This is a genomic window from Lysobacter yananisis (assembly GCF_031199375.1).
GTDB classification, from domain to species: Bacteria; Pseudomonadota; Gammaproteobacteria; order Xanthomonadales; family Xanthomonadaceae; genus Lysobacter; species Lysobacter yananisis.
In genome coordinates this window covers 2,649,421-2,667,369 of sequence record NZ_CP133568.1, presented here as the reverse complement: position 1 = coordinate 2,667,369, position 17,949 = coordinate 2,649,421, and the positions used below count along the sequence as shown (strand labels likewise).

Below are 17,949 nucleotides of genomic sequence, written 5' to 3'. Positions count from 1 at the left end.
AGAGAACTTGAGGAACGGTGCGATAGCGGCCGCAGGATGCGCGGCCGGCGCGGTCGCGTCCAGTGACGATCCTCATCCCGGACGGCGCTGGCCGGGCGCCGCACCGCAGCATGGTCGGAGCGGGTTCGCGCGCATGGCAGCGTTCGCGAACCGGCCGACGAACGGCGCCGCGCATCTCACCGCACGTTAACCCGCGGCAGCGGACGCTGGCTTCGCCACGGCCGTGCAGGCATCGCCGCCGTGCCCGGCCGGGGTGCGACCGGCGTTCCTTCGCGAACGCCAGCGACGGCGGCGCGCGGAGGGCGACATGAAGACCCGTCATGTATTCAGTACTCCCGACCTGGCCAGCGCGCAGGCGGCGATGGACGCCGCGCGCGAGGCCGGCGTGCGCGACGACGACATCCTGCTGATCGCGCGCTCGGACATCGAGCTGGAATCGATCCCCGACGAACGCAAGGAAGCCGACACCGACCTGATGCCCGCGGCGCTGCGCGGCGCGGGCTACGGCGGCGCCGCCGGCCTGCTCGCCGGGCTGCTGGCGGTGGTGGTCACGCCGATCGGCCTGACCGTCGCCGGCACCGCCGCCGCGCTCGCCGCCGGCGCGATGGTCGGTTGCTGGGCCTCGGCGCTGGTGGGTTCGTCGCTGCCCGATCCGATCCGGCGCAAGTTCGATGCGCACATCCGCGGCGGCCGCATCCTGGTGGTGATCGACGGCGACCGCGAGCTGCTCGGCCAGGCCGAGGCGCGGGTGCTGGCACGCGCGGAAGGAGTGGAACTGCTGCCGTTCGACGCGCCCAAGGCGCTGGCCTGAAGATCGCGCGCGCCGGGGCGGATACCGGCCCGCGAACGCGATGGCCTCACGCGGGCGCCGGCGGCGCACGCGCATCGGTCGCTACGCGTGCGAACGCACGTTCGCCGCAGGGCCCCGGCACGGAGGGTTTGCGCAGCCGCAGCAATCGCGTGACCTGCGTACAGCACCGATGCGGGCGCCTGCGCGCGGCCATCTCGCGCGCTTACGATTTCCTAGCGCGCAAGCCACATTGCGCGCGTGATCGCGGTTGAAGATCGTTCGCCATGCCTGCACGGCGGCGATGAACTGCCGAGGCGGTCGCAAGATCGCGCGCGCGGCGGGTGGCACTCTCGGCCGGCCTCCCCTCACGCCCACGCCGGAGACTTCCGATGAAACTCAAGACGCTATGCCTGTCGTGCGTTGCCGCGCTGGCCCTGTCCGCGGCCGCCACCACCGCCAGCGCGCACGATGCGCCGGCCGACGACGCGGGCGCGGCCAAGGCCAACCCGTTCACCGCCACCGAAGTGGCGCGTTTCAACGAACCCTGGGCGATGACCTTCCTGCCCAACGGCCGCCTGCTGGTCACCGAGAAGCGCGGCGTGCTCAAGGTGCTGACCATCGGCGGCAGCGCGCAGACCATCACCGGCGTGCCGGCCGTGGCCTACGGCGGCCAGGGCGGATTCGGCGACGTGATCCTGCATCCGCAGTTCGCGACCAACAGCCTGATCTACATCAGCTACGCCGAGAGAGGCACGACCAGCGGCACCGCCGGCGCCACCGTCGCGCGCGCCAAGCTCAACCTCACCAGTTCCGGCGGCTCGCTGAGCAACCTGCAGGTGCTCTGGCGCCAGCCCAAGCTCAGCGGCAGCAACCACTACGGCCACCGCCTCGCGTTCGGCCCGGACCACAAGCTGTGGATCACCTCCAGCGAGCGGCAGAAGTTCGACCCCGCGCAGGATCTCAACTCGCCGCTGGGCAAGGTGATCCGGCTCAACGACGACGGCAGCGTGCCGACCGACAATCCCTTCTATAACCGCGGCGGCGTCGCCGCGACGGTGTGGTCCTACGGCCATCGCAACCTGCTCGGCATCGCGTTCGATGCGCAGAACAAGCTGTGGATCCACGAGATGGGGCCCAAGGGCGGCGACGAACTCAACCTGATCGAGCGCGGCTCCAACTACGGCTGGCCGCTGGTCTCGCAGGGCGACCACTACGACGGCACGCCGATCCCGCGCCACAACACCCGCCCCGACCTCAACGCGCCGGAAGCGTGGTGGAACCCGGTGATCGCGCCGGCCGGCTTCGTGATCTACTCGGGCACCCGCTTCCCGAACTGGGCCGGCAGCGGCCTGATCGGCGGCCTCGCCTCGCAGGCGCTGGTGCGGGTCAAGTTCAACGGCAATACCGCGGCCGAAGCCGAGCGCTATCCGATGGGCAAGCGCATCCGCGAGGTCGAGCAAGGGCCTAATGGCGATGTGTGGTTGCTCGAGGATGGGACGAATGCGCGGTTGCTGCGGCTTACGCCTCTTTGAAGCAGGAGTGAGCGTGGAGGAGTGAGGAGCGAGCGTTTGCGGCGCTTCGCGCTTGCTCTGCGGCAGCAAAGAAAAAGCGGGCTTCAGCCCGCTTTTTTCTTTGCTGCGCCCGCGCGCTTGTGCTCTCGCTCGCTCCTCGCTCCTCCGCGCTCACTCCTGCTTGCTTCACTGCGCCGCGCGCAACGCCGGCTTGCGCGTCCCCAACGCCAACTGATAGCGCTGCACCAGCGCCTCGACCTTGGCGATGTACTCCTGGGTTTCGCGATACGGCGGCACGCCGCGGTAGCGCGTCACCGTGCCGATGCCGGCGTTGTAGGCGGCCGTGGCCAGGGTCAGGTCGTTGTTGTAGCGCCGCAGCAGCGACTTGAGGTGGCGCGCGCCGGCCTTGATCGATTCGTCCGAGGAAAACGGATCGACCACGCCGTATTCCTTCGCGGTGTCCGGCATCAGCTGCATCACGCCCTGGGCGCCCTTGCTCGACACCGCCCGCGCGTCGAAGCCGCTTTCGGCGTGGGCGATCGCGCGCAACCAGGCGTCGTCCAGGCCGTTGGCCTTGGCCGCGCTGCGGAACTGCGCGGCGAACTTGTCCAACTGCGGCTTGCCGACCTTGCCCAGGCCCGGATGCGCCGGCTCGCCTGGCGGCGTTTCCACGCTGAAGCCCATCACCCGCACCGAACCGGGCAGGTTGCGCGTGCTGTAGACGGTCTTGCCGTCCTGCTGGCGCTCGTAGAGGTTGCCGTTGATGACGCCGAGCTCGCCCCACAGGTTCGGCAGCTTCACCGCGTTGTCGTCGATCTGTTTGGCTTCGCAGCGCGACCCCGGTTCGGGCGCGGTGGCGAGGCTGACGGTGCCGTCGCGCACGCAGCGGTACACGGTGCGCGCCTGCACGGCCGTGTTCGCCAGCGCCAGCAAGGCGAAGGCGGCGGCGAAGCGCAGAACCAGGGTGCGGGGGCGCGCGGGGGCGGTCATGGAGCGCGATTCTAGGGCCGCGGGGCGGCCCGGACAGCGCCGGAAGTCAGGGGCCGGGCGAAACGTTCATTCAGCTTGCGGGCAACTGCGCTTACGCGCATTCAGGCCCGATGCCGCGCGGCGACCTGAGCCGAAAGCGTCGGGGCTGAAGCCCTCCCACAAAAGCGCGCTTGTCGCGCCGCCGGCCGGTGTACCGCTCTGGTGGGAGGGCCTTCAGGCCCGATGCCTTCCGATCCGCTGCCGCGCAGCGACCCGAGCCGAAAGCCTCGGGCTCAAGCACTCCCACAAAAGCGCGCTTGTCGCGCCGCCGGCCGAAACACCGCTCTCGTGGGAGGGCCTTCAGGCCCGACGCCTTCCGATCCGATGCCGTGCGGCGACCCGAGCCGAAAGCGTCGGGGCTGAAGCCCCTCCCACAAAAGCGCGCTGGCCGCGCCGCTGGTCGGGAAAACCGCTCTTGTGGGAGGGCCTTCAGGCCCGACGCCTTCCGATCCGACGCCGAGCAGCGACCCGAACCGTGAGCCTCGGGGCCGAAGCCCTCCCACCGCGCTAAGAGCGCCGGGGCTCAAGCCCCTCCCGCCGCCGTCGTTGTCGTTGCCCGCTTGTCGAGGACGGCGCTACGCGGGAGGGGCTTGAGCCGCGGCGTTCTCCGACCGCACGCCAGACTTGCCTCGACCCGAAAAAACGGGCGCGACGCCGCCGACTCGCCCGGCCGCACCGCGCCCGCGAAAACAGGGCCCGGCCGCCCGCTCCGGCGGCCGGGCGCGGGAATCAGCCGCCGTCGCCGCTGGTCGGCGGCGGCGCGGTGGCGGCGTCGGCCGGGGCGCTGGACGGCGTACTCGAAGAGGACGCCGGCGCGTCCGGCGTGGTTTCGCCCTTGCTCGCGCACGCGGCGAGCGACAGCGCGCCCAGCACGATCGAAGCGTAGGCGGCAGTGCGGAGATCGATCTTCATGGAAGCATGCACCTCTTGGTTGGTTCGGCCGGCCCGCGGGGCCGCGGCTCGGCCGGTTCATGGCTACGGCCGCGGCTGCGGCGCGGTGCGGGGGAACACCGAGGGGGCCGCCGCAGCCGCGGCCGGCTGCGCGTGCCGCAGGGGAAGTGGGACGGCACGGGCTGCACACTGCCGTCACCGCGATGAACGCAAACGGGGCGGCGAGCGCCACGGCTACGTTTCTTTAACCAGCCGTGGCGGCGGCTGCGCTAGGCCGCGACGCGATCGCGCATGAAAGCGTGATCGGCTAATCGCTAATCCGCTGCGGCGTCCGCACGCGCCGCCTGAACGAAACAAAACGTTTACGAACGCGGCGGATTCATGCGCGCCGGCATGTGTCCTCGAGCCGTGCGCCGCGCTCATGCCGATGCGGCGGCGGCACATGCCGCAGTGCGCATTGCGGTCGGCGCGGCGCTGGCACTAAGGTGGCCCATCGCGGCCGCCGCGCGCGCCGCCCGCCACCGAGCGAGGGGAACAACGTCTTGAGCCAGCCGTCGAGCGAGCCGACTTCCGTCCGCGTACCTGCCGCATCCCCTTCCCTGTCCAACCCCAGCCCTGCCCCCGGCGACGCCGGCACCGTGCGCGCGGTCAGCCGCTGGCAGATCGTCGGCCTGTCGATCAACGACGTGATCGGCAGCGGCATCTACCTGCTGCCGGCGACCGCGGCGATGCTGCTCGGGCCGGCCAGCCTGTGGGCGGTGCTGCTGGCCGGCTTCGCGGTGGCGCTGCTGGTGCTGTGCTACGCGCAGGCGGCGAGCTATTTCGACCAGCCCGGCGGCGGCTACCTGTATGCGCGCGAGGCGTTCGGCCCGTTCGCCGGCTTCGAGGTCGGCTGGATGCTGCTGGTCACCCGCATCTCCACCGCCGCCTCGCTCAGCAACGGCCTGGCCGAGGCGGTGGCGCTGTTCTGGCCCGCGGCCAAGGCCGGGCCGGCGCGGGTGTTCATCGTCGCCGGTTCGCTCGGCCTGCTGGTGCTGATCAACGTGCTGGGCGTGCGCACCGCCGCGCGCGCCGGCGTGGCCCTGGCGATCGGCAAGCTGGTGCCGTTGGTGCTGTTCGTGGCGATCGGCGCGTTCTACTTCGATCCCGCGTTGCTGCATTCCGATGCGCCGCTGCCGATGGACCACCTCGGCGAAGCGGCGTTGTTGCTGCTGTTCGCCTACGCCGGCTTCGAGAACCTGCCCGCGGCGGCCGGCGAATACCGCAACCCGCGCCGCGACGTGCCGTTCGCGCTGCTGACCATGATCGTGCTGGTGACGATCGTCTACTTCGCCGTGCAGCTCGTCGCCCTGGGCACCTTGCCCGGCATCGCCCAGTCGACCAGTCCGCTGGCCGAGGCGGCCGCGCATTTCAGCGGCACCGGCCTGGCGCTGGTGCTGACCGTCGGCGCGGCGATCTCGATCCTGGGCACCAACAGCAACACCGTGATGATGGGGCCGCGCTACCTGCTGGCGCTGTCGCGCGACGGCTACGGCCCGCGCGCGCTCGGCGCGATCCATCCGCGCTTCCACACGCCGGCGCGGGCGGTGCTGCTGCTCGGCGCGATCGCGCTGGCGCTGGCGCTGACCGGCTCGTTCCAGCAGCTGGCGCTGCTGTCGGTGGTGGCGCGGCTGTGCACCTACATCGGCACCGCGGTGTCGGTGCTGGTGCTGCAAAAGCGCCACCGCGGCCGCGAGGGCGCGCTGCACCTGCCGGGCGGGCCGTTGATCCCGATCGCGGCGATCGTGCTGTCGCTGGGGCTGCTGGCCAGCGCCAGCGTAAAGAACCTGATCGCCGCGGCGATCGCGCTGGTGGTGGGCGCGGTGATCTACAAGCTGCGGCGCGCGCCGGAAGCTGCCGTGTGGTCGCGGCGGTTTCGCTCATTGCGGGAACTGCGCGAGCGCGGCCGCGGGACGGCGATGACGACGGCTGTGCGGTGTCTCGGTCGCAGCTTGCGCAGCGCCTACAGGAGCTTCGGGCGGGACGCGCTTGACCTGAGGTTTGGTTGAGGTATTAGCCTGCGGGACACTTCCCCCGAAGGTGCTTTGCCATGGCTTCCAATCTCCGCCTCGCGCTGGTTTACGGCAGCGCGCGCGAAGGGCGTTTCTGCGACGTGGTCGGCGAGTGGGCGCAGCGCCGCATCGCCCGCCACGGCGGTTTCGACGTCGACCGCATCGATCCGGTCGAATGGCCGCTGTCGGGCCGCCCCAGCCGCGCCGACGAGGCGCAACTGCAGCAACTGCGCCAGCGCCTGCACGCCGCCGACGCGTTCGTGATCGTCACACCCGAATACAACCACGGCTATCCGGCGGCGCTGAAGGCGCTGATCGACGCCTGCTATGAACCCTGGCGGGCCAAACCGGTGGCCTTCGTCAGCTACGGCGCCAGTTCCGGCGGGCTGCGCGCGATCGAGCAGCTGCGCCAGGTGTTCGGCGAATTGCACGCGGCGACCTTGCGCGACGGCGTGTGCCTGGCCCACGCCTGGCGCCAGTTCGGCCCCGACGGCGAACTGCGCGAGCCGCAGGCCGCGCACGCGGCGATGGACACGGCCTTGGCGCGGCTGCGCTGGTGGGCGCTGGCCCTGCGCAACGCGCGCGAAACGATGCCCTACGAACTCGCCACCGAGGCGGCAGCATGAGCGGCGCGGGCGAAACCGTGCGCCGGCACCGCTTCGACGGCGGCGACGGCCACGCGCAGGGACCGCAGGCCGGCGACCGTCTGCTCGCCTCGGGCGGCGCGCTGCCGTTCCTGGCCGCCGCGACGCTGCCGCCGGGCTGCGAACTGGTGCTGCTCAGCGGGCATACGCCGCCGGTGATCGACGCCTCGGCCCCGGCCGACAGCATCGCCGCCTACGGCGATACCTTCGCCCAGACCGACGGGACCTTGGGCGAACTGCAACGCAGCTTGCGCGGGCTCGGACTGACGATGGGCGATCTGGTGCAACTGCGCGTGTACGTGGTCGGCGACCCGGCGCTCGGCGGGCGCATGGACAACGAAGGCTTCTCGCGCGCGTACGCGCGATGGTTCGGCACGCCGGAGCAGCCGCGGTTGGTGGCGCGTACGCGGGTGCAGGTGGCTGGATTGGTCAATCCCGGCTGGCTGGTGGAGATCGAGGCGGTGGCGGTCGCTTGAGCGGCGTGGCGCGGTTCGGTTCGGTTCGGTTCGGCGCGGGTCTGGTCTGGTCGGCGGATCGGAAAGCGTCGGGGCTGAAGGCCCTCCCACAAGTGCCTGCGAGCACCACTGGGCACTTATGGTAGGGGCTTCAGCCCCGACGCTCTCGGCTCAGGTTGCCGCACCTACGGGCCGCGGTTCACCGCAACGGCGGCGCGGGCAACGGCGGCGGCGCGCCCTCGGGCAGCGCCAGCAACTGCCGCTGCAGGTCGTACAACACCTCCGCGTCGCCCGCCTGCCACTCGCGCGCTTCGTTGCCGCGGAAGCGGCGGTGGAACGAAGCCAACGCCGCGCCGGGATCGCGCAAGTCGTAGCCGATCAGGCGCAGCGCGGCCCAGGGGTCGAAGCCCGGCGGCGGCGGCGCGAGCGGTTCGCGCGGCCACAGGCCGAAGCCGGCATCGGCCAGGCGCTTCCATGGAAACAGCACGCTCGGATCGCTCTTGCGGCTCGGCGCGAGGTCGCCGTGGGCGAGGATCGCCTGCCGATCGATGCCCAAGCGCCGGGTCAGGTCGTCGAGCAGGCGCAACAGGCTTTGCATCTGCGCTTCAGCGAACGGCTCGCTGCCGTCGTTGTCGAGTTCGATGCCGATCGAGACCGAGTTGAGGTCGCCGATCTCGCCCCAGCGTCCCGCGCCGGCATGCCAGGCGCGGCGATCCTCGGCCACCAACTGATAGATCCGCCCGTCTTCGCCGACCAGATAATGCGCGCTGACCCGGCCTTGCGAGTTCGCCGTCTGCAGCGTGCGCAGCGCTTGCTCGGCGCTGTCCATCTGGGTGTGGTGCAGCACGATCAGTTGCGCGCGCCGCTCGTTGTGGTTCGGCGAACCGCGCCATTGCGCCAGCGGATTGTGCGGCGGCGCGCTGGCGCAACCGGCGAGCGCGAGCGCGGCGCAGAGGACGGCGGACAAAGGAAGGCTGCGCGATGTCATGCGGCGGGCGGCGGCGAAAACCCGAGTGTAGAACATGCCGGGCGCGGCGCCGGCGCGGCCGCGCCCGTTCGGGCCCGGGCTCGTTCATAGCGGGCCTGCTCCGAGGAGGCCCGCTCCGAGGCGGCCTGCTGCGAGCAGGCCTACTCCGAGCGGACCTGCGGCTAGCGGGCTTGCTCCGAGCCGCCCGCTCTGCACGGGCCCGCGCAGGACCCGCGCCTTACAAGTGTCATCGCGCCCGCATTCGGTGACGCGGTCGCCGGTTGCCGGCGGTGCGCGCGCCTACAGTCGCCACGCGCGGGCCTGCCGCGCCATCGTGCCGCAAGGAGCCACGCCATGCCGCTCTTCCGCACCCACCGCAGCGCCCGCCTCTGGCTGGGCGCCTTCGCCCTGGCCGCGTTCGGATTCGGATTCGCCGTCCAGGCCGCCTCGTCGGCGCCGCCGAACCGCGCCTTGTGCAGCCTCAAGGTCTGCCAGGACCGCTGCGGCGGCCTGCCGGGGTGGAATCCCGGCAACGGCCAGCCGTGCCGGTGTTGCGACTGAGTCGGGCGCTCTAGACGAGCGCCGCGCAGCCGTCGGGCTGCGCGGCGCGCGGATCTCCGGCCGCGACCGCGCCCAGCCGCAACCATCCCGGCGGCTCAGCGCGCGTGGCCGTCGGGCTCAGCGCGTGCCGGCCTGGTGCAGCTCGGGCTCGACCCGGTTCTTCTGCGCTTCGCGACGTTGCGAAGCCGTCGTGCACACGCGTTCGGTACGGTTGGAGCCGATCGCGCGCACGCGCTCGCAGCGGACCTTTTCCTCCGGTTCTGCCGCCGCGGTCGCGGTCGCGGCAGAGGGCGCGGCCGCGCCGCCGGCCTGACGGATCCATTGCAGGTCCTGCTGCGCCTGCTCGCGCTCGGCTGCGCTGAGCTGGTCGTAGCTGCGGCCTTGCAACGAGGCCTCCAGACGGTCCTGGCGCGTGCGCAGTTCCTGGCGCTGGGCCGGATCAAGCTTGGCGTAGTCGCCGCGGCCGGCGTCGACATCGCCGCGGATCTGCTTCTGCTGCGCGAGCACCGCGGCCGCGTCGAAGGGCTGGGACTCGCCGGAGGCGGCCGCTGCCGCACACACGCCGGCCAGGACCAGAGCCGCCAGACAGCGGCTCAACGAAAACCGGTTCGACTTCATCTTGCGCATGGCTCCCTTTGCTGTAGTCGATGACGGCGCGAACGCCGCGGGGGCGGCCGCCGAAGCGCCGCCCGCCTTCCTATGGTGTGTGGCCGACCCGCGTGGGGACCCGCGTTGCGATGCGTTCCCCAACGCGATCGGCAACCGATCCTAAATGAGATCGACGCCACAACTCCATAGCCTTTCGACCTAGAACCCCATCCGGCGGCTTGCCGAATCGGCCTGCTGGGTCCGCGGGGCTCCGCCATGCCGACGGGCCCGCGCTGCGCGCGCGGGCCCGCCTGTAATCCGTCCGTGCCGGGGTTCGCTCAGGGCTTGAGCCAGTTGTTCGACACCGCCAGCATCGACAGCAGCTTGACGCTGTCGCCGTAGTAGTCGCTGGTGCCGCCGCTGGCCATGTAGGTCCACAGCTTGTCGAGCCAGGCCTGATCGGTATCGACCGTGGCGGCGACCGCGAACGGCGCGGTGAAGAAGGTGCTGTTGTAGTTCTCGGTCACCGTGCCGTCGAGCTTGTAGCCGCTGCGGACGTTGTTGGCGTTGTTGCCGGCCTTGACCTTGATCCACTGGCTGAGCTTGCGCGCGGCGTTGCGCGAGCGGCTGTCGCCGCTGACCGCGGCGTCGATGCCGATGCGCCACGGCACCCGGCCGGCGTTCCACGAGTACCAGCCGTCGGTGTCGGCTTCCAGGAAGTTGGCCGGCGCCGGCTTGGCGGTGGTGTTGGTGTTGACGATGAAGTCCGGCAGCAGGCCGGTGTTGGGCGCGTAACTGCTCTGCATCTTCGCGATCAGGTTCTGGTGCGCGTCGAGCACGCCGGTCCAGTAGCTGTCGCCGAGCTTGCTGGCGAAGCCGCGGAAGTGGCCGAGCATCCAGTCCGAGCTGCGGGTGGCGTTGTAGTAGTTCGGCGAGCCGCTGTCGACCCAGTCGCCGAGGGTGACCAGCTTGGTGTTGGCGTTGACGTTGCTGCTGCGGATCGCGGCGATCACCTTGCGCGCTTCGGCCAGGTAGTTGATCGAACCGCCCGAGCCCCATTGCAGGTCGGCCAGCAACAGCGCGTAGGCGATGTCGAGATCGCCGTCGGTGGCCGAATCGGCGCCGGCGACGTTCTTGCAGTTGACGTCCTGAGCCCAGGCCAGCAGGGCGGGATTCTGGTTGCTGGGGTGGCCGCGGTTGTAGCGGTGCAGTCCGTCGAACAAGGCCTGCGCGTCGGGATCGTTGCCGGCCATCATCACCGTGATCAGCATGCCGTAGCCCTGCCCTTCCGAAACCACGTAGGCGTCGGCGGTGGAAGCCTTGACCCGGTACTCGCCGGCCTTGCAGGCCGGCACCAGGTAGCGCTGCTTCCAGGTGCGGTAGAACGAAGCGGTGGACTGGTCGGCGGCGGCGCGGCCGACGCTGGGGCTCAGGGTGCCGGCGACATAGGCCTGGCGGTGGCTGGCGAAGGGATAGTTCGGCGCGGCCTGGGCGGCGAGCGGGACGCCGAGGACGGCGGCGGCGGCCAGGACCAGGGCGAGGCGCGTGCCGCCGCGGCGCGGGCGGGCGTGGGCTTGCTGCATGGGAGGTCTCCGGAACGGAACGAAACGTCGAAGGGCGACCGCGCAGGCGGCGCCGCACGCGGGCGCGGCGCGCCCGCGCCGCGACGGCGGCGGGAGAGAGGAGCGCAGCAGGCGCGGACGGCGCCGCTCGCGCGGTCGATGGGAACCGCGGCGGCGCGCATGCTTCGCCGCCGCGGGCGCAAGCAGGCTAGCGCGGGCGGACGCGGCAAAGCGCGACCGCCGTCATCGCGCGCATGAACGCTCATGCGCGGGTTCGCAGATCGACTTTGGTCTTAGCGCGGCGGGTGCGCGCAGTCGCGGTATACGCGTGCCCGCGGTTGCATTCGCGGGTGGGGTGTCGCGCGCGAGCCGGTAGCGGGGCGGCGGTGCGGAGGTTCTTGGCTCGGATCGCGATGCCGCATCGGATCGGATCGGAAAGCGTCGGGCCTGAAGGCCCTCCCACAGGAGCGCCGAGCTATGTGGGAGGGACTTCAGTCCCGACGCTTTCGACTCAGGTCGCCATGTCGCGTTTGGATCGAAGAGCGTCGGGCCTGAAGGCCCTCCCACAGGAGCGCTGGGCTGTGTGGGAGGGACTTCAGTCCCGACGCTTCCGGCTCAGGTCGCCATGTCGCGTTGGATCGAAGAGCATCGGGCCTGAAGGCCCTCCCACAGGAGCGCCGAGCTATGTGGGAGGGACTTCAGTCCCGACGCTTTCGGCTCAGGTCGCCACGGACCCGCCGCACTCATTCCTTGCGGATCGCATGCCCGCCGAATTCGTTGCGCATCGCCGCCAGCAGTTTGTCGGCGAAGGAATCCTTTTCGCGCGAGCGCAGGCGCTCCATCAGCGAGGCGGTGATCACCGGCGCGGAAACGTCGAGGTCGATGGCCTCGGCGACGGTCCAGCGGCCTTCGCCGGAATCCTCCACGTACGGCGCGATGCCCTGCAGGTCCGGGTTCTTGCCCAGCGCGTCGGCGCTGAGGTCGAGCAGCCAGGACCGCACCACGCTGCCGTGGCGCCAGATCTGCGCGATCTGGTGCAGGTCCAGGCCGAACTCGGCCTTGCGCCCGAGGATCGCGAAGCCCTCGGCGTAGGCCTGCATCATTCCGTACTCGATGCCGTTGTGGATCATCTTGGTGAAATGGCCCGCGCCGCTGGGACCGACCCGGCCCCAGCCGCGCTCGGCCGCCGGCGCCAGGGTTTCGAAGATCGGCCGCAGGCGTTCGACCGCGGCCTCTTCGCCGCCGATCATCAGGCTGTAGCCCTCCTGCAGCCCCCACACGCCGCCGCTGGTGCCGGAATCGACGTAGTGCAGGTCGTGCGCGAGCAGTTCGCCGGCGCGGCGCACGGTGTCCTTGTAGTTGGAGTTGCCGCCGTCGACGACGGTGTCGCCCGCGGCCAGCAGCGGCCGCAGTTCGGCCAGGGTCGCGTCGACCGCGCCGGCCGGCACCATCAGCCACAGCGTGCGCGGCGCCGGCAACGCCGCGACCAGTTCGGCCAGCGACGCGGCCGCGCCGATGCCGCGCGCGGCGGCCTGTTCGCGCGCCGCGGCGCCGGGGTCGAAGCCCACCACCGTGTGCCCGCCGCGTACCAACCGTTCGGCCATGTTGGCGCCCATGCGGCCGAGGCCGACCATGCCCAGTTCCATGTCGTCTCCCAATGTTTCGTGTTCGATGTGATCGCGTTCGATGTGATCGCGGCGCGGTTCGCCGCCGCCGCGGGACAGGCGATCTTGGTGCCCGTCGCGGTAAGGAAGTGTGAGCGGATCGGGCGAAATAAAGGGGACGCAGCGTTCCGCATCGGGCGGGAATCGCGGCCGCTCTTGCGGCAGGGCCTCCAGGCCCGATGTTTTTCGCTCGGACCGCGGCGATCTGAGGCAAAAGCATCGGACCTGAAGGCCCTCCCACAGCCGCCGCCTCAGCGCCCCATCTGCTTGCGCATCTGCATCGCCTCGAACACGGCGATGGCCGGCGCCGCCGGCTGGTCGTTGGGGATGTCGTGCGAGCTGTCGGCGATGGTCACCCGCTTGGCGTAGCGCGAGGTGCCGATCAACGCCAGGTGGGTCTGCTCGCGCGCGGCGGTCAGCGCCTTGAGGTCGTCGGCCGGCGCGCCGGCGTAGGGCTGCTCGGCGCTGAGCACGATCACCGGCTTGCCGTCGTGGCGCTCGCTCTTGGCCACCGCGCTGCCGTACAGCGACAGCCGGTCTTGCGAGCCGGTGATCACCGTCTCCCAGAACGTCGGCTTGGAGCGCCACGCGCGGATCGCGGCGTTCAATTTGTCGCTGTAGTTCGGGTTCGGCGGACGCAAGCAGTTGCGCAGCTCGGCCGGCGGCCGCGCCGCGCCGAGCCGGCCTTCGCGCGCGCCCTGTTCGCAGGCGCGGTACATCGCCAGCATGCGCGGCGCCATGGCGGCTTCGGTCTTGGCGTAGGAGGCGGAGAACTCGCCGACGTTCTGCTCGGGCGGATCGACCAGCACCAGCGCCGCGACCTTCTTCGGGTGCAGCTCGTCGTAGCGGCGCACCACCTGGCTGCCGTAGGAATGGCCGAGCAGGATCAGCGGCGTGTCCAGGTCTGCGGCCTCGATCAGCGCGTGCAGGTCGGCGACGTCGGCCGTGAGGTCGCGCGGCAGCGGGCCGCCGTCGCTGAAGCCCAGGCCGGCGCGATCGTAGGCGCAGACCCGGTTGCGTTCGGCGATCTGCGGCTGCGACCGCGCCCAGGCCAGCGAATCGGAGCCGAAGCCGGCTTCCAGCAACACCGTCGGCCGGCCCTGGCCGCTGCAGCGCAGGTTGAGCTTGCGCCCGCCGCCGATGTCGATGCGCTCGCCGGGCTCGGCGTAGACGTCCAGGCGCGCGTCCGGCGCCGGCTTGGGCGGCTTGCGCGCGCCCGGCTTGGCCGCGGCGTCGACGCCGCCGGCCACGATCATCAACGTCAATCCCAGGATCGCGCCGGAAGTCCGGCCGAAGTGTCCATGCGCCGCGCCCATCACCGCCCGCCTCAGGTCAATGAAGCGGCGATGGTAAGCAAGGCCGGTGCGGTTGCCGGCATCGGCCGGCACGCGCGAGACAGATTCGATTCAGTTCTGCGGCGCGGCCGATCGCCCGCGCCGAAGCGAAGCGCCGAGGCCGTGTCGATCCGCGCCGCCGCGGTTCGTCGCCATGGCAAGAGCGCGCGGGAACGGCCGCAACCGACCGGACCCGCCGCCCGCCCACCGATCCGCGCCACCCATCCAGGAGACCGACCATGCGTTTCATGATGCTGATGATTCCCCAGGGCTACGAATCCGCCGAACCCGGCACCCTGCCCAGCGCCGACAGGATCGCGACGATGATGGAATACAACCGGGCCCTGCAGGAGGCCGGCGTGCTGCGCGCGCTCGACGGCCTGCACCCGCCGTCGATGGGCGCGCGGGTCAGCTTCCGCGGCGGCGCCTCGCGGGTGGTCGACGGCCCCTTTCCCGAAGCCAAGGAAGTGCTCGGCGGCTACTGGGTGATCGAGGTCGGCTCGCGCGGGGAAGCGATCGCGTGGGCCCGGCGCTGCCCGGGCGCGGACAACGAGACCATCGAGGTGCGGCAGATCATGGGGATGGATGACTTCCCCGAGGACGTGCAGCAGGCGGTCGGGCCGGTGTGATGCGGCGATAGGCGCCTGTAGGAGCGACGCGAGTCGCGACCGCGAAACCGCGCTTGCGTCGTAGCTGCGGTGTCGCGGTCGCGACTCGCGTCGCTCCTACAGGGAGCACGGGGAGAACGCGAAGCGGACGCGCTTACGCGACTTCGCGCCCGGCGCTGGCCTGCCAGACCTCGTACCAGTCCTGCGCCGACAGCTCGATCCGCAACGCGTCCACCGCGTCGCGCAGCCCCTGCTCGCGGCCGCTGCCGGTGATCGGCCACGGCCGGGTCGGATGGCGCAGCAGCCAGGCATAGGCCATGGTCGCGACCGAGGCGCCGCCGTGGCGGCGGCCGAGGTCGGCCAGCACCGCGCGCACGCGTTCGGCGCGCTCGTCGCCGCCGCCGAACAAACGGCCGCCGGCGAGCGGCGACCACAGCATCGGCCGCAGTCGCAGCGCCTGGCATTGCTCCAGGGTGCCGTCGTCGAGCGGCGGCAAGTGCAGCGGCGACAGCTCGACCTGGTGGGTCGCCAGCGGATGCCGCGCATGCAGCAGCGCCAACTGCGCCGGGGTGTGGTTGGACACGCCCACGTGCAGCACCTTGCCCGCGGCCTTGAGCTGCGCGAAGGTCGCGGCCAGTTCGTCGGCGTCCATCAACAGGTCGGGACGGTGGATCAGCAACAGGTCGAGGTAATCGGTGCGCAGCGCGCGCAGCGAATGCTCGACGCTGGCCAGCACATGCGCGCGCGAACTGTCGTAGGACTTGATCGCATGCGTCGGCCTTTGCGCCGAAGTCAGCTTGATCCCGCACTTGCTGACCAGGCGGATACGTTGGCGCAGGCCCGGCTGCAGCGCCAGCGCCTCGCCGAACAGCGCCTCGACCGAATAATCGCCATAGATGTCGGCGTGGTCGAAGCTGTCGATCCCCAGCTCCACCGCCTGCGCGATCCAGCGCAGGCGCCCGGCGGCATCGAGCTTCCATTCGGCCATGCGCCAGCAGCCGGCGACGATGGGAGACAGCGTCAGCGATTCGGAAGCGCTCATGCGGGAAGCCGGAAACAGGGGAATGCAGTCTACCGTGGGAGAGGCCTCAACCCCGATGCTTTCCGCTCGGATCGCGATGTCGCTTCGGACCGGAAAGCGTCGGGCCTAAAGGCCCTCCCACAAAAACCCGCGCCGCGCGCCTAGCCCAGGCTTGCTCTTGTGGGAGGGGCTTCAGCCCCGATGCTTTCCGCTCGGATCGCGATGTCGCTTCTGACCGAAAAGCGTCGGGCCTGAAGGCCCTCCCACAAAACCCGCGCCGCTTCGTCGCCCAGACCCGCTCTTGTGGGAGGGGCTTCAGCCCCGACGCTTTCCGCTCGGATCGCCGTCCAGCGCAAGAACGAAAACCAAGAACCGCCAAGCTTCAGACGCTATCGCCCAACTCATCGATCCTGGCATACACCGCATCGAACTCCTCTTCCAGTACAGGATGCACGCCGCGCAACCCGGCAACCACCTGCGCCGCCCAGTCGAAGTACTCGCGCTTGCGCTGCCGCGTCCACGGCGGCGGCGACTGCAGCAGGTCGCGCAGGTTGCAGATCTTGTCGGCCAGCTTGACCAGCCGGGCCTCGGGCGAGATATGCCGCGCATGTTCGATCTGCAGGCGCTTGCGTTCGGCCTTGGGCAGCGACTTGTCGTCGCTGACCTGCGCCACCACCGCGGCGACGCGCGCGCCGAACGCCAGTTCGATCTCCTCCAGCGTGGTCGCGGTGTCCTCGACGGTGTCGTGCAGCAAGGCCGCGCACAGCACCACCGGATCGGCGATGCCGCCGAGGTTGGCCAGGATGTCGGCCAGCGCCAGCGGATGGTTGATGTAGGGGCTGCGCTCGGCGTCGTGGCGGCGCTGGCGGCGGTGGCGCTGCGCGGCGAACGCCGCGGCGCGCAGGACGGATCCATGGTCGTGGGTCACAGTCGCTCCTTGTGGCGAAACGGCAAAGCGGTCGTACCGCGCGCTCGCCCAGCCGCCGGCGTCGCGCGGCCAGGGGCTGCGCGACGCGGAACGATCCGGGGGAGAGTGCGGCGATGCGCCGCGGGACGGCAGCCGTTGCGGCTGCGCGGCCATTGTAGCGCAGCGGCGCGCGCTCGGAACGCGGCCGCGGCCCGCGCCGGGCCGGCCATGGGCTGCAGCCGCTCGCGCGATCCGGCCGAACGGTTCCGGCGCGCATCGATGCCCCCGCCCACTCCGACTCGCCCACTCCGACTCGCCCGCTCCGATTCGCCCGCTCCGATTCGCCCGATCCAAGTCGCCCGCTCCACGTCGCATGATCCGCCGGCCGCGCTTCCGCACCGCCGTTCGCGATTACCATGGCCGCCGACTCACGGAACGAGCCCCGCATGATCCGCCCGCTGCACGTCCGCCTGCTCGTCGACTTCGCCGCAGGCCCCGGCGCCTTGGTCGCCTTCGGCGCCGGCCCCGACCGCGCGTTGTACGCGTTGCATGCGCTCAAGCCGGTGGATTACCGCACCGCGGGGCCCGGGCCGTCGTATCCGAAGATCAACCCCGCCCGGCCGCAGGACTACCGCGCCCGCGCCTGGCTCGATGGCCAATGCGTGCTCGACCTGCGCATCGACGGCGAACGCTACAACGTGCACGCACTGCAGCCGCTCGGCGACGACCTGCTGCTGGCGTGCGCGCGCTCCGGCGGCAGCGCCGGCCGGGTGTATTCGCGCGACGGGCGGTTGCTGCGCGAACTCGCCCTCGGCGACGGCATCGAACACCTGCAGACCACACCGCGCGGCGCGATCTGGACCGGCTACTTCGACGAAGGCGTGTTCGGCGACGACCCGGTCTCGGCCTGCGGCCTGGCCGCGTGGGACGCGCACGGCGCGAACACGTACCAGTACCAGCCCGAGGACGGCCTCGACACGATCTGCGACTGCTACGCGCTCAACGTCGCCGACGAACGCGAAACCTGGCTCTGCTACTACACCGAATTCGCCCTGGTGCTGCTGCGCGAACGGCGCCTCGCCGGGCATTGGCGGCCGCCGTTCGAAGGCGCCCAGGCGATGGCGGTGCGCGGGCGCCATGCGCTGATGTACCGCCATCCGCGTCGCGGCCACGAGGCGGCGCTGTTCCGGCTCGAAGACGATGGCCGCTGCGCCGAGCTCGCCCGCTTCGAGCTGCGCCGCGAGGACGGCGCGCCGTTGCGGCCCGAGCGTATCGATGGCCGCGGGGATACGCTGTACTTCGTCGCCGACGGCCGCGCCTGGACGGTTTCGCTCGAACAGGCGATGGCGGCGGCGTTTTGAGGCCG

At 71.1% G+C, this 17,949-nt stretch carries 18 protein-coding genes and 2 pseudogenes; 8 read left to right on the top strand and 12 right to left on the bottom strand.

Annotated elements, in window-relative coordinates; all coding sequences use genetic code 11:
- Positions 1-307 precede the first annotated feature (307 nt).
- Together RDV84_RS11285 and RDV84_RS11280 are read left to right on the top strand one after the other, a co-directional pair.
- Positions 308-811 carry a hypothetical protein gene (locus tag RDV84_RS11285; RefSeq protein WP_057948993.1) on the top strand — a complete coding sequence of 168 codons (504 nt, stop codon included), beginning with the start codon at positions 308-310 and terminating at the stop codon, positions 809-811.
- A gap of 368 nt (positions 812-1,179) precedes the next feature.
- Positions 1,180-2,322, top strand: coding sequence for a PQQ-dependent sugar dehydrogenase (locus RDV84_RS11280; RefSeq protein ID WP_078997121.1), 1,143 nt, complete (start codon positions 1,180-1,182; stop codon positions 2,320-2,322).
- Between the two features lie 165 nt (positions 2,323-2,487).
- Here the strand turns inward: RDV84_RS11280 and RDV84_RS11275 are convergent, their stop codons facing one another.
- The 3 genes from RDV84_RS11275 to RDV84_RS11270 form a co-directional block, all read right to left on the bottom strand.
- A complete protein-coding gene (locus RDV84_RS11275) occupies positions 2,488-3,291 on the bottom strand; it encodes a lytic transglycosylase domain-containing protein (protein ID WP_309153468.1) in 804 nt (267 codons plus the stop codon).
- 339 nt (positions 3,292-3,630) lie between these two features.
- Positions 3,631-3,705, bottom strand: a complete 75-nt coding sequence (locus RDV84_RS27335; protein WP_486624525.1) for a DUF6053 domain-containing protein — start codon at positions 3,703-3,705, stop codon at positions 3,631-3,633.
- 354 nt (positions 3,706-4,059) lie between these two features.
- Positions 4,060-4,242 carry a hypothetical protein gene (locus RDV84_RS11270; RefSeq protein ID WP_057948996.1) on the bottom strand — a complete coding sequence of 61 codons (183 nt, stop codon included), beginning with the start codon at positions 4,240-4,242 and terminating at the stop codon, positions 4,060-4,062.
- 578 nt (positions 4,243-4,820) lie between these two features.
- On the opposite strand from RDV84_RS11270, the pseudogene RDV84_RS11265 reads away from it, so the two are divergent.
- The 3 genes and pseudogenes from RDV84_RS11265 to RDV84_RS11255 all read left to right on the top strand — a co-directional run.
- Positions 4,821-6,104, top strand: a pseudogene (locus RDV84_RS11265) (APC family permease); the annotation flags it as partial.
- Between the two features lie 206 nt (positions 6,105-6,310).
- Complete coding sequence (locus RDV84_RS11260; protein WP_250449178.1) at positions 6,311-6,898, top strand: NADPH-dependent FMN reductase; 588 nt, start codon at positions 6,311-6,313, stop codon at positions 6,896-6,898.
- Entirely contained in the window at positions 6,895-7,392 is a 498-nt protein-coding gene (locus tag RDV84_RS11255; protein WP_309153467.1) for a RidA family protein, read from the top strand. Before RDV84_RS11260 ends, RDV84_RS11255 begins: the two co-directional genes overlap by 4 nt.
- Before the next feature lie 178 nt (positions 7,393-7,570).
- Here the strand turns inward: RDV84_RS11255 and RDV84_RS11250 are convergent, their stop codons facing one another.
- Positions 7,571-8,359, bottom strand: coding sequence for an N-acetylmuramoyl-L-alanine amidase (locus RDV84_RS11250; protein ID WP_309153466.1), 789 nt, complete (start codon positions 8,357-8,359; stop codon positions 7,571-7,573).
- Between the two features lie 333 nt (positions 8,360-8,692).
- On the opposite strand from RDV84_RS11250, the gene RDV84_RS11245 reads away from it, so the two are divergent.
- The gene (locus RDV84_RS11245) at positions 8,693-8,899 is read left to right on the top strand and encodes a hypothetical protein (RefSeq protein ID WP_057948999.1); all 207 of its coding nucleotides are present in this window, start codon (positions 8,693-8,695) and stop codon (positions 8,897-8,899) included.
- 117 nt (positions 8,900-9,016) lie between these two features.
- Here the strand turns inward: RDV84_RS11245 and RDV84_RS11240 are convergent, their stop codons facing one another.
- The 5 genes and pseudogenes from RDV84_RS11240 to RDV84_RS11225 form a co-directional block, all read right to left on the bottom strand.
- Positions 9,017-9,526 (bottom strand): hypothetical protein, encoded by a 510-nt coding sequence (locus RDV84_RS11240; RefSeq protein ID WP_309153465.1) that lies wholly within the window; start codon positions 9,524-9,526, stop codon positions 9,017-9,019.
- A 299-nt stretch (positions 9,527-9,825) separates the two neighbouring features.
- Entirely contained in the window at positions 9,826-11,070 is a 1,245-nt protein-coding gene (locus RDV84_RS11235) for a family 8 glycosyl hydrolase (RefSeq protein WP_309153464.1), read from the bottom strand.
- A gap of 722 nt (positions 11,071-11,792) precedes the next feature.
- The gene (gene gnd, locus RDV84_RS11230) at positions 11,793-12,695 is read right to left on the bottom strand and encodes a phosphogluconate dehydrogenase (NAD(+)-dependent, decarboxylating) (RefSeq protein WP_057949001.1); all 903 of its coding nucleotides are present in this window, start codon (positions 12,693-12,695) and stop codon (positions 11,793-11,795) included.
- A gap of 175 nt (positions 12,696-12,870) precedes the next feature.
- Positions 12,871-12,954 (bottom strand): annotated as a pseudogene (locus RDV84_RS26260) (DUF6053 domain-containing protein); the annotation flags it as partial.
- A gap of 10 nt (positions 12,955-12,964) precedes the next feature.
- Positions 12,965-13,969 carry an alpha/beta fold hydrolase gene (locus RDV84_RS11225; protein WP_309153716.1) on the bottom strand — a complete coding sequence of 335 codons (1,005 nt, stop codon included), beginning with the start codon at positions 13,967-13,969 and terminating at the stop codon, positions 12,965-12,967.
- A gap of 317 nt (positions 13,970-14,286) precedes the next feature.
- Between RDV84_RS11225 and RDV84_RS11220 the strand changes: the two genes are divergently transcribed.
- Positions 14,287-14,676, top strand: a complete 390-nt coding sequence (locus tag RDV84_RS11220) for a YciI family protein (protein WP_250449171.1) — start codon at positions 14,287-14,289, stop codon at positions 14,674-14,676.
- 133 nt (positions 14,677-14,809) lie between these two features.
- Here the strand turns inward: RDV84_RS11220 and RDV84_RS11215 are convergent, their stop codons facing one another.
- The 3 genes from RDV84_RS11215 to RDV84_RS11210 all read right to left on the bottom strand — a co-directional run bounded on the left by RDV84_RS11215 (position 14,810) and on the right by RDV84_RS11210 (position 16,604).
- Entirely contained in the window at positions 14,810-15,697 is an 888-nt protein-coding gene (locus RDV84_RS11215; RefSeq protein ID WP_250449170.1) for an aldo/keto reductase, read from the bottom strand.
- 140 nt (positions 15,698-15,837) lie between these two features.
- The gene (locus RDV84_RS27330) at positions 15,838-15,945 is read right to left on the bottom strand and encodes a DUF6053 domain-containing protein (protein ID WP_486624542.1); all 108 of its coding nucleotides are present in this window, start codon (positions 15,943-15,945) and stop codon (positions 15,838-15,840) included.
- 113 nt (positions 15,946-16,058) lie between these two features.
- Positions 16,059-16,604, bottom strand: coding sequence for an HD domain-containing protein (locus RDV84_RS11210; protein WP_250449169.1), 546 nt, complete (start codon positions 16,602-16,604; stop codon positions 16,059-16,061).
- Between the two features lie 425 nt (positions 16,605-17,029).
- On the opposite strand from RDV84_RS11210, the gene RDV84_RS11205 reads away from it, so the two are divergent.
- Entirely contained in the window at positions 17,030-17,944 is a 915-nt protein-coding gene (locus tag RDV84_RS11205; protein WP_250449168.1) for a hypothetical protein, read from the top strand.
- Positions 17,945-17,949 lie beyond the last annotated feature (5 nt).